Source organism: Thermococcus sp. (genome assembly GCF_027066465.1).
Taxonomy (GTDB): Archaea; Methanobacteriota_B; Thermococci; order Thermococcales; family Thermococcaceae; genus Thermococcus.
In genome coordinates, this window is the sequence record NZ_JAMONU010000130.1 from 1 (window position 1) to 1759 (window position 1759).

The 1759-nt window shown below is 55.0% G+C and carries 2 protein-coding genes and 1 pseudogene; 2 read left to right on the forward strand and 1 reads right to left on the reverse strand.

Features of this window, described 5'->3' with window-relative positions; all coding sequences use genetic code 11:
- Window positions 1-544 (forward strand): fibrillarin-like rRNA/tRNA 2'-O-methyltransferase (locus MVK46_RS06075; RefSeq protein WP_297535746.1); only part of this gene is annotated, 544 nt, incomplete at its 5' end.
- A gap of 28 nt (window positions 545-572) precedes the next feature.
- Here the strand turns inward: MVK46_RS06075 and MVK46_RS06080 are convergent.
- Entirely contained in the window at window positions 573-1241 is a 669-nt protein-coding gene (locus MVK46_RS06080; RefSeq protein ID WP_297535747.1) for a TIGR00266 family protein, read from the reverse strand.
- Window positions 1242-1381: 140 nt separating this feature from the next.
- Here MVK46_RS06080 and MVK46_RS06085 point away from each other — a divergent pair.
- Window positions 1382-1759 (forward strand): annotated as a pseudogene (locus MVK46_RS06085) (hydroxymethylglutaryl-CoA synthase); the annotation flags it as partial.

The window sequence follows — 1759 nt, forward strand, 5'->3', positions numbered from 1 at the left end:
GTACAGGATTTGGAACCCGAGCCGTTCAAAGCTCGGCGCGGCAATACTCAACGGCCTCAAGAACTTCCCGATTAAGCCCGGCTCAACGGTGCTCTACCTCGGAATAGCGAGCGGAACCACCGCTTCCCACGTCAGCGACATCGTCGGCTGGGAGGGCAAGATATTCGGCGTCGAGTTCTCGCCGAGAGTTCTCAGGGAGCTAGTTCCAATCGTTGAAGAGAGGAGGAACATCGTTCCTATACTCGGCGACGCAACGAAGCCCGAAGGCTACCGCGCCCTCGTCCCGAAGGTTGACGTCATCTTCGAGGACGTCGCCCAGCCGACGCAGGCGAAAATCCTCATCGACAACGCAAAGGTCTTCCTGAAGAGCGGCGGCTACGGCATGATTTCTGTCAAGAGCAGGAGCATCGACGTCACCAAGGAGCCGGAGGAGGTCTTCAAGGAAGTTGAGAGGGAACTCGCGAGCTACTTTGAGGTCGTCGAGAGGCTTTCGCTCGAGCCCTACGAGAAGGACCACGCGCTTTTCGTGGTCAGGAAGCCTTGAGTTCTTCTTTTTTCAAAAATTATAAGGGTCATTCCTTCTTTGGAAGGAACGGCACCAGCCAGCCCACGAATCCATCCACGCTTCTTGTCTGTATGTAGAGGGTTCCCGTCCCCCTGAACTCCGCAACGAGGCCCTCTCCGCTCAGGAAAGTGCTTTTAAGTCCTCCAACTTTGCGGACTTTGAAGTCGAGCCCCTCACTGAACGCCACGATATGGCCCGTGTCAACGATGAACTTCTCATCGCGGAGTTCCTTCCTCTGTATCGCTCCGAAGCTCGACAGGAAAACATAACCCTCCCCAGTGAGCTTGAGGAGAAACAGACCTTCCCTCCCAAAGAACGTTTTCGCCCCTCCCCACTTTGTGTCGATTCTCACGTCCTCTGAGCTCGCGAGAAAAGCGCCGCTCTGGGCGTAGAGGGTTCCGCTTAGCTCGAAAGCCTCGATGTCGCCGGGGTATGAGGGTGCCAGTCCTATTTCCCCATTCCTCCTTTCCGTCCGGAACGTGTTTATGAAAAAGCTTTCCCCGCCGAGGGCGCTTCGCTTCAGCGCTCCAAGCAGACCGCCTTTCATCTTCGTCTCTATCTTAATGTTGGGACTCATGTAAACCATCGCGCCTGTTTCGGCCTGAACGGCCTCGCCATCTTCGAGCTCGACCCTGAGAAGGGAGAAGCTCGGCCTGTGGAGTATCTCGTATCTCAAACTTATCACCCCATAAAGTTTGGGAGGGTAGGTATATCAACCTATCGTCAATCGCCTAAATTCTTTTTCACTTTTACCGAAAGACTTTTATAAGCACTTCCCCAACCACTGCCGGTGACTACAGTTCTCGGGTGATGCCCATGAGAAAACTCCTGAAACCGAAGAGGGATGTGGGCATCGTCGGCTACGGTGCCTACGTTCCGATGTATAGAATCAAGGCCGAGGAGATAGGAAGGGTCTGGGGCGTTTCGAGCTTTCCAATAGAGGAAAAGGCCGTTCCAGGTCTCGACGAGGACGCGCTCACCATAGGACTTGAAGCTGCCAGAAACGCGCTCAAGAGGGCCGGAATTGACCCCAAGCTCATAAGGGCGGTCTGGTTTGGCAGTGAGAGCAAGCCCTACGCGGTTAAGCCCACAGGAACGGTCATAGCCGAGGCAATCGGAGCAACGCCTGACGTCAGCACCGCTGACTTCGAGTTCGCCTGTAAGGCCGGAACCGAAGCTTTGCAAACAGCTATT